The organism is Inquilinus sp. 2KB_23 (assembly GCF_052115705.1).
Lineage (GTDB): Bacteria > Pseudomonadota > Alphaproteobacteria > DSM-16000 > Inquilinaceae > Inquilinus > Inquilinus ginsengisoli_A.
In genome coordinates, this window is the sequence record NZ_JBFRHF010000029.1 from 101,100 (window position 1) to 109,391 (window position 8,292).

Annotated in this window: 9 protein-coding genes; 6 read left to right on the plus strand and 3 right to left on the minus strand. The window is 66.0% G+C overall.

All coding sequences use genetic code 11. The features are described 5' to 3' along the window. Position 1 precedes the first annotated feature (1 nt). Entirely contained in the window at positions 2-1,399 is a 1,398-nt protein-coding gene (gene leuC, locus AB4112_RS29615; protein ID WP_441724830.1) for a 3-isopropylmalate dehydratase large subunit, read from the minus strand. A gap of 320 nt (positions 1,400-1,719) precedes the next feature. On the opposite strand from leuC, the gene AB4112_RS29620 reads away from it, so the two are divergent. The 4 genes from AB4112_RS29620 (at position 1,720) to AB4112_RS29635 (ending at position 5,055) form a co-directional block, all read left to right on the plus strand. After that, on the plus strand, positions 1,720-2,610 hold the full coding sequence (locus AB4112_RS29620) for a LysR family transcriptional regulator (RefSeq protein ID WP_441724806.1): 891 nt from the start codon (positions 1,720-1,722) through the stop codon (positions 2,608-2,610). A 128-nt stretch (positions 2,611-2,738) separates the two neighbouring features. Then, on the plus strand, positions 2,739-3,452 hold the full coding sequence (locus AB4112_RS29625) for an ABC transporter permease (RefSeq protein ID WP_309792419.1): 714 nt from the start codon (positions 2,739-2,741) through the stop codon (positions 3,450-3,452). Beyond that, positions 3,449-4,159, plus strand: a complete 711-nt coding sequence (locus tag AB4112_RS29630) for an ATP-binding cassette domain-containing protein (RefSeq protein WP_309792418.1) — start codon at positions 3,449-3,451, stop codon at positions 4,157-4,159. Before AB4112_RS29625 ends, AB4112_RS29630 begins: the two co-directional genes overlap by 4 nt. A gap of 71 nt (positions 4,160-4,230) precedes the next feature. Further along, a complete protein-coding gene (locus AB4112_RS29635) occupies positions 4,231-5,055 on the plus strand; it encodes a substrate-binding domain-containing protein (protein ID WP_441724810.1) in 825 nt (274 codons plus the stop codon). Positions 5,056-5,209: 154 nt separating this feature from the next. Here AB4112_RS29635 and AB4112_RS29640 read toward each other — a convergent pair whose 3' ends face one another. After that, complete coding sequence (locus tag AB4112_RS29640; protein WP_309792416.1) at positions 5,210-5,770, minus strand: YdeI/OmpD-associated family protein; 561 nt, start codon at positions 5,768-5,770, stop codon at positions 5,210-5,212. 69 nt (positions 5,771-5,839) lie between these two features. Then, entirely contained in the window at positions 5,840-6,754 is a 915-nt protein-coding gene (locus AB4112_RS29645; protein WP_309792414.1) for a LysR family transcriptional regulator, read from the minus strand. 208 nt (positions 6,755-6,962) lie between these two features. On the opposite strand from AB4112_RS29645, the gene AB4112_RS29650 reads away from it, so the two are divergent. Together AB4112_RS29650 and AB4112_RS29655 are read left to right on the plus strand one after the other, a co-directional pair. After that, entirely contained in the window at positions 6,963-7,664 is a 702-nt protein-coding gene (locus AB4112_RS29650) for an alpha/beta fold hydrolase (RefSeq protein WP_441724814.1), read from the plus strand. 392 nt (positions 7,665-8,056) lie between these two features. Next, on the plus strand, positions 8,057-8,292 hold a 236-nt coding region (locus tag AB4112_RS29655), incomplete at its 3' end, for a hypothetical protein (RefSeq protein ID WP_441724816.1).

Below are 8,292 nucleotides of genomic sequence, written 5' to 3' on the forward strand. Positions count from 1 at the left end.
GTCAGCCTCCCGCCATCAGCCGGCGGACATCGGTCAGCCGGCCGGTCACGGCCGCCGCCGCCGCCATCGCCGGACTCATCAGATGGGTGCGTGCCCCCGGCCCCTGGCGGCCGACGAAGTTCCGGTTGGAGGTCGAGGCGCAGCGCTGGCCCGGCGCGACCATGTCGCCATTGGTGGCCAGGCACATCGAGCAGCCGGCGAAGCGCCAGTCGAAGCCGGCGGCCTTGAAGATCCGGTCCAACCCCTCGGACTCCGCCTGCGCCTTGATCTGCTGAGATCCCGGCACCACCCAGGCCTCGACCCCGCCGGCCACTTTCCGGCCCTCGACAACCGCGGCCGCGCTGCGCAGGTCCTCGATCCGGCTGTTGGTGCAGGAGCCGATGAACACCCGGTCGATGCCGATCTCCTCCAGCGCCGTGCCGGGCACCAGACCCATATAGGCCAGCGCCCGTTGCATGCCGTCGCGCCGGTCGGGATCCGCCACATCGGCCGGGTCCGGAACCCGCGCGGTGATCGCCACGGCATCCTCGGGCGTGGTGCCCCAGGTCACCATCGGCGCGATCGCCGCGGCGTCCAGCGCGACCTCCCGGTCGAACACGGCTTCCTCGTCGGACGGCAGGCCGCGCCATTGCGCCACCGCCCGGTCCCAGTCGGCGCCCTTCGGGGCATAGGGGCGGCCCGCGAGATAGGCGAAGGTGGTGTCGTCCGGGGCGATCATCCCCGCCCGGCCGCCGGCCTCGATCGACATGTTGCAAACCGTCAGCCGGCCTTCCATCGACAGCGCCCGGATGGTGCTGCCGGCATATTCCAGAATATGCCCCGCCGCACCGGCGACCCCGATCTCGGCGATGATCGCGAGGATGATGTCCTTGGCGGTCACCGCCGGCCCGAGCGTGCCGTCGATGCTGATGCGCATGCGGCGCGGCCGGCGCTGCCACAGCGACTGGGTCGCCAGCACATGCCCGACCTCGGTGGCGCCGATGCCGAAGGCCAGCGCACCGAGCGCCCCATGGGTGGAGGTGTGGCTGTCGGCGCAGACGATGGTCATGCCCGGCAGGCTCAGCCCCTGCTCGGGCCCCACCACATGGACGATGCCCTGGCGCGGGTCTTCCAGGCCGAACAGGGTGATGCCGGAAGCCGCGGCGTCGCGCTTCAGCGCCTCGATCATGGCGCGGCGTTCGGGGTGGTTGATCGAGGCCATGTCCCGCCCGTGGGTGGGGACGTAGTGGTCGGGCATGCCGAAGATGCGCTCCGGCGCCCGTGGCTTCAGGCCGCGCTGGCGCAGCATGTCGAAAGCCGTGGCGGTGACGTCATGGATGAAGTGGCGGTCGATGAACAGCAGGTCCTGGCCATCCTCCCGCGTCATGATCCGGTGCCGGTCCCAGATCTTGTCGAACATGGTCTGCGGCACAGTGCTCGCTTCCGGGCTCACGGTTTCCTTCCCATGCCGCGCGGCGGGGCAGGGGCGGCGATCACCCCGAAAACCCGCCCGCGGCGACATCGTGGAGCGGGACGCCGGGCCATCTCGGCCGGCCTCGCTTCAGGGCGTTGCGGTTCGATTTTCACCATGCTGCAACAGTTCATGCGCCGCCCGGAATCGTGATTGGGGACCCTGCCATCGCGATCGGCGATGGCAGGCCCGGCCCGATCTGTCAGAGTGCAAGCCTCGGCGCGGGAGCATCAGGCTCCGGCGACTGCGAGATCGGTTTGGAGCGCGGAATGCAGATCGACCTGGTGTCCCTGAAGCTCTTCGTCTCCATCTGCGAGCACCGGAGCATCTCCCGCGCCTCGGAGGTCGAGCACATCGCCGCATCGGCGGTCAGCAAGCGCATGTCCGATATGGAAAAGAGACTGGGGACCCCGCTGTTCCACAGGAGCAACCGCGGGATCGAGCTGACCTCCGCCGCCCACGCCCTGCTGCGCCACGCCCACACCATTATGCGGGACCTGATGCAGATGGAGCGGGAACTCGTCGACCACGCGACGGGGATGCGCGGCCAGATCCGCATCCATGCGAGCGTGTCGACCATCGTGCAGTACCTGTCGACCGACCTCCGCGATTTCCTGGCCCTCCACCCAGCCATCCGCATCGACCTGGAAGAGGGGCTGAGCCGCGAGGTGAGCCGCGCCGTATCGGAGAACGCGGCCGATATCGGCATCTTCGGCGGCCCCATGCCGTTCTCCGATCTTCGCGTCTTCCCCTATCGCAGCGACCGTCTCACGGTGATCATGCCGCCGGACCATCCTTTGAGCGGGGCGGATGGGGTGACCTTCGCCGAGATCGCCAAGCACGATCTGGTCGGGCCCCAGCTGGGCAGCTATCTCGATTCCCTGGTCACGCGCGCCGCCGCAGAGCTCAACCAGCCGCTGCGCCTGCGCCTCAGGGTGAACGGATTCGAGCCGGCCCGAGGCATGGTCGAGGCCGGGCTCGGCATCGCCCTCGTGCCCGAACTCCATGCCGCGCGATATGTGGAGAACGGCCAGGTGGTCGCCGTCAGGCTCGATGAGCCCTGGGCCGTGCGGCACTGGAAGATCTGCACCCGCGACGCGGCCTCGCTGCCGCCGCCGGTCCACCTCCTGGTCCAGCATCTCACCTCCCGCGAGGCATAGACCGAACGCCCCTTCCGTCATCGCCATCGGCGATGGTCGCGCAGTTCTGCGCCGTTTTCTTCCCCCGCCGGCTGGCACCGCGGCACTGTTGACCTCTATCATGGGCAGCTGGACGCAGGAGCCGCGAGATGACGGATTTCATGGATGCCTTCGCCGCCGCCCTGCATCTGATCCTGGGCGGCGACCCCGAGCTGGTCGCTATCGTGCTGCGGTCTCTGGCAATCAGCCTGTCGGCGACAGCCTTGGCGGGGCTGGTCGGGCTGCCGTTCGGCGCCCTGGTGGCCGTGTCCCGCTTCCCCGGGCGGTCGGCGGTGGTGATCGTGCTGAACGCATTGATGGGGCTGCCGCCGGTGGTGGTTGGTCTGGTGGTCTACCTGCTGCTGTCCCGGGCCGGGCCGCTGGGATCGCTCGGGCTCCTGTTCACGCCTGCCGCAATGGTCATCGCCCAGGCCTGCCTGATCACCCCGATCATCGCGGCCCTGGCGCGGCAGACGGTCGAGGATCTCCACGCGAATTATGACGAGCTGTTCCGCTCACTCCGCGTCGGCCGCCTGCGCGCCGTGGCGACACTGCTGTGGGACGGGCGGCTCAGCCTGGCCACCGCGCTCCTCGCCGGGTTCGGCCGGGCATCGGCCGAGGTCGGCGCCGTCATCATCGTCGGCGGCAACATCGACAAGGTCACGCGGGTAATGACCACGGCGATCGCGCTCGAGACCAGCCGCGGCGACCTCGCCCTGGCGCTCGGATTGGGCCTGATCGTGCTGTGCCTGTCGCTGGCCATCAATGCTGGGGCGCTGGCCTTGGGCCAGGCCGCGCGGCGGGGGGCGGGTGCTGCGTCGTGACCATCCTGCCGCTGCGGCTTTCGGGCCTGTCCTATGTGGCAGGCGGGCGGGCGCTGATCGATGCCGTCGACCTGGCGATAGGAGCCGGGGCCCCGACGGTGATCCTGGGCCCGAACGGGGCCGGAAAGAGCCTGCTTCTGCGGCTGTGCCACGGCCTGTTGGCCCCGGCCGCGGGGACGGTGTGCTGGCTCGGGCCCGACGCCCAGGATGCGCCGAGGCGACAGGCGATGGTGTTCCAGCGGCCCGTTCTGCTGCGTCGGACAGTCGCCGCCAATCTCGACTACGTGCTCACTCTGCGTGGGCTGAAGAGATCCCGGCGGTCCGAGCGCATTGCCACATTGCTGGCCGAGGCGGGCCTGTCCGGGTTGGCCGGGCGGTTGGCGCCGCTGCTGTCGGGCGGCGAGCAGCAAAAGCTGGCCCTCGCCCGGGCGTGGGCCGTGGAACCCGAGGTTCTTTTCCTGGACGAGCCGACCGCCAGCCTGGATCCGGGCGCCACGCTTGCGGTGGAAGCGCTGATCAGCCGCATCGCCGCCGGGGGTACGAAGATCGTCATGACGACCCATGACATGGGCCAGGCGCGGCGAATCGCGGCTGAAATCATCTTCCTGCATCGCGGCAGGATGCTGGAGCAGGGGCAGGCAGCTGCATTCTTCGCCCAGCCCGAGACCGATACCGCCGCCAGATTCCTTGCGGGTCAGCTCATCTGAGGATAGCGCAAATGCTTCTTGCGCTATGCTCTCGGCGGCCGACCGTGATCGTAACAACCGGGGAGGGCGCCATGATCGCCAAGCGTCTCGTTCTGATTGTCGGACTTCTGCTCGGCCTCGTCATCCCGGCCGAGGCCGCCGACCGCTTCATTACCGTCGCGTCCACCACCTCGACTGAGAATTCCGGGCTATTCCCCTATCTATTGCCGATATTCACCCGGGAGACCGGGATCGAGGTTCGGGTGGTGGCCCAGGGCACCGGCCAGGCGATAGAAACGGCGCGGCGGGGAGACGCCGATGTGCTGTTTGTGCACCACAAGCCTTCGGAGGAGAAGTTCGTGGCCGCGGGCGATGGCGTCGCCCGCTTTGACGTGATGTACAACGATTTCGTCCTGGTCGGACCGACCGCTGATCCCGCGGGCATCGGCCACACGAGGGATGCCGCCGCCGCGCTGGCGAAGATCGCGGCGGCGCGGGCTCCGTTCCTGTCGCGGGGCGACGACAGCGGCACTCATCTGGCCGAGTTGGCGCTGTGGAAGGCGGCCGGTATCGACGTCAAGGCGGCGAGCGGCGGCTGGTACCGCGAGGCCGGGTCGGGCATGGGCGCGACCCTGAACACGGGCCGCGAGATGCAGGCCTACGTGTTGACCGACCGTGCCACTTGGGCCAGCTTCAAGTCCAAGGGCGACCTCGTCGTCCTGGTCGAGGGCGACCCGGCACTGTTCAACCAGTACGGCGTGATCCTGGTGAGCCCGACGAAACATCCCACAGTGAAAGCGGCAGACGGCCAAGCCTTTATCGACTGGTTGGTGTCCGGCAAAGGTCAGGCGGCCATTGCCGGGTATCGGATCGACGGGCTGCAGTTGTTCTTCCCGAATGCGCGGCCGACTGGATAGCGTCCGCGCCACGGCTGTCGCGGGCGTCCAAGCGGCGTTCGGCCGTAGAATGGGCTAATTTCGGGTAGTGCGGGATAGGATTGCAGAGCGAGATCAACCGAATGTTTTCGATAGTCGCTGATCATCTCTCGGTACGCATCCACAGTTTCACCATCTATCGCCGCTCCAGAAGCCCTCGTCCTTCGAAGATCGCAGGCATCACCTTCTCGATCCGCGCGGTCCGCGTTCCAGACTGCTTCGCGCCGGCGAAGTGAAACAGGTATCCCCTTTGCCGACCCGGCGTCAGCGCCTCGAACGCGCGCTTGAACTGCGGATCGTTGCGGAACTTCTCCTTCAACTCCTCGGGCACGGGAAACTCCGGGGGCTTCGTCTGGACCTTCAAACCGGCCTTCTCGGCCGTCACGGCCTCGCGCACGTAGGCCTCGATGGTGGCCGCCTTCGTCGCAATCTCTTTGGCGCTGCTGAACTTCATCACCCGCGCTGCCTGAACCTGCCCGAGCTGCACCAGCAGCTTCTTCGGGTCCTTCAGCAGCGCACCCTGAAAGAAGCCCAACGCGCAGTATTCTTTGAAGCCCTGAATGATGACGACGTTTTTTCCATCCACTGTGTAGCAGGGCTTTCCCCACTTGCACTCCTCTCTTAAGTCGAACCCAGACAAGATCATCTGCAGCTCGGCAATCTCGGCCTGCCACCGCTCCTGATACGCCATCTCCATGCTGCAGCTCCGTTGTTGCAAGTCGGCGTGACGCTGATGGTCGTTCGAAGGTTGCCTGTGATGAATCTATCAGCTCTGCGATCCCAAGTTCGAATTGCCGTCGACGCCGAGCGCCTCGACTAGAAAATCAATGAACAGGCGTACTCGCAGCGGGAGTTGGCGTCCGAACGGATGTAAGACGTGGACTGGCGTTGTGAACATCGGTATCTCTGGCAGCACTATACTTAAGCGGCTGGCGGCAAGATCATCCTCGATCGCGAGGCGCATGAACTGCGTGATGCCGACCCCCCTTACGGCCGCCTCGATCAACGACTGAGCATCGTCTGAATCGAAAGGCCCATCGGGTACGATCCGCGTGCCGTCGGCAAAAGTGAATGGTTGCGGCCGGCCCCCGAGCAGGTGGCGAAGGCAGGCGTGCCGCTTGAGATCATCGACTGCCTGCGGGATGCCCCGTCGCTGCAGGTACTTTGGCGATGCGCCCAGGACATAGTGCAGGACACCCAACGAGCGGCCGATCAAAGTCGTATCTTCCAGTTCCCCGATCCGCACCGCGATGTCGAAGCCTTCGCGGATCAGATCGATACGGCGGTCCGTGACACTGAGGTCGAGCTTGATGTCTGGATAGCGATCCAGGAACGAGCCGGCCCATGCCGAGATCAGGGGGCGGCCAAACGTTGTTGGCACGGTGACCCGGAGCACGCCGCGCACATTACCCGGCACCTGCACGATGTCCTCGGCTTCCTCGATGGCACGCAGATGGGCGGCCACCTGCTCATAGTACGCGGCGCCTTCGGAAGTCGGGCTGAGCGTGCGCGTCGACCGCTGCAGAAGGCGCACGCCAAGACGTTGTTCCAAGCGCGCGACGCTTTTAGATACCGCCGAAGGGCTGGCGCCGATCAGCCGGGCTGCGCCAGCGAAAGACCCGGCATCAACGGTCCGCACGAAGGCGAGCAGACCGGCCGTCTTTTCCAGAATCGTCGCCATTCGGGACATCCATTCTCGAAAGAACGGAAAGGCTATCATCTATTCGGCGATCGATGATCGAATGATTGTAACCAGCGCAGGGAACCGGGGCGCTTTGCCTCTCACCGCCTGGCGCCGGGGCGGTCGTCGCCGACCCAATCGAGCAAGGGCCGAGCGGATAGCCAGAATTAGATTTTCAGTCTCATTTCGTACAAGCAAGGAGTGCAATGTGTCTACGCAAGCCAAACCAACCATCGTTTTCTGCCACGGCATCTGGGCTGATGGCTCGTGCTTCAGCAAGGTGATCCCGCCCTTGCAGGCCGACGGGCACGAGGTGATCGCGGTTCAATATGGCCTGGACTCGTTCGAAGAGGACGTGGCGACGGTGAAGCGCACGCTCAACCGCGTCGGCAGCCCCGTCCTGCTCGTCGGTCATTCCTATGGCGGAGCCACCATCACGGCCGCGGGAGTCGATGAGCGTGTGGCGGGCCTCGTCTATATCGCAGCGGTCGCCCCCGATGCGGGCGAGACCGTACAGAACCAACTCGACAAATATCCATCGGATATTTTCACTCGCGTCGAGGTCGCGGATGGGCGTGCGTGGATGCTTCCGAACGGCACCGAGTTCTTTGCCGGAGATCTCTCCGGGGAAGACCAGAAGCTCGTGTGGGCTACCCATTATGCTCCTGTCTTCGATCTGTTCCACCAACAGAAGCTCAGCGCCGACGACATCGCGTGGAAGTCGAAGCCGAGCTGGTACGTTCTGGCTACGCAAGACCACACTGTGCATCCCGATTTGCAGCGCTGGGTCTCGGAGCGCATGGGAGCGACCGTCACCGAGGTGGCGAGCAGCCATGTTCCCATGCTTTCGCACCCGAACGTTGTTGTCAGCGTAATCCGCAAGGCCGCGGCCGCTGTTCAAGACGGCTGACGACTGCCGATACCCGCGGAGTGGAAGTGGGAGGCCGTCGCGAAGCGGTCTCTCGCAGAGTACGGTGACGGGTTATGGTGACAGTGCGCATTTAGCCGGCCTTCTCGGTGCTGCTGCCGTCGCAGAGGAACTGGTCGGTGCCATCGGAATCCAGACCCCACACATCCGTCCCGGCTGGCATCTCCAAGCTTCTCGGGACCTCGCCGAACCGCAGATCAGTCCGCTGCAGTTCGCGTTGGTTGAGCGGAATGGTTTAGATCGGATCATCTGATCGCACCGAGGCAACGAGGGGTCGCGAAGGCGCTCGGCATCAGATCCCGAAGTGACTGGAGCCGAACTCGTTTCGGCCTGTGCCGTTGCGTTAACTCCGATCTTTGTTCATGATGTGTTCCATGAACAAACCGCAGACCGCTCAGACAGCAGAGGCCCCGGCCGCTCCCCAGGAGGAGCGGGCGGCGCGGCATCTGCGGCTGCTGGCCCGGGCGGCCGAGATCCAGATGGAGGTGATGGAGGCGACCCGCGCCGAGGCGGTGAAGACGCCGCAGCCCGGCGTCGACTATTGCCAGCGCATCGCCACTGTCACCCGCTCGCTGCGGCTGACCTTGCTGCTGGAGGACCGGTTCTCCCG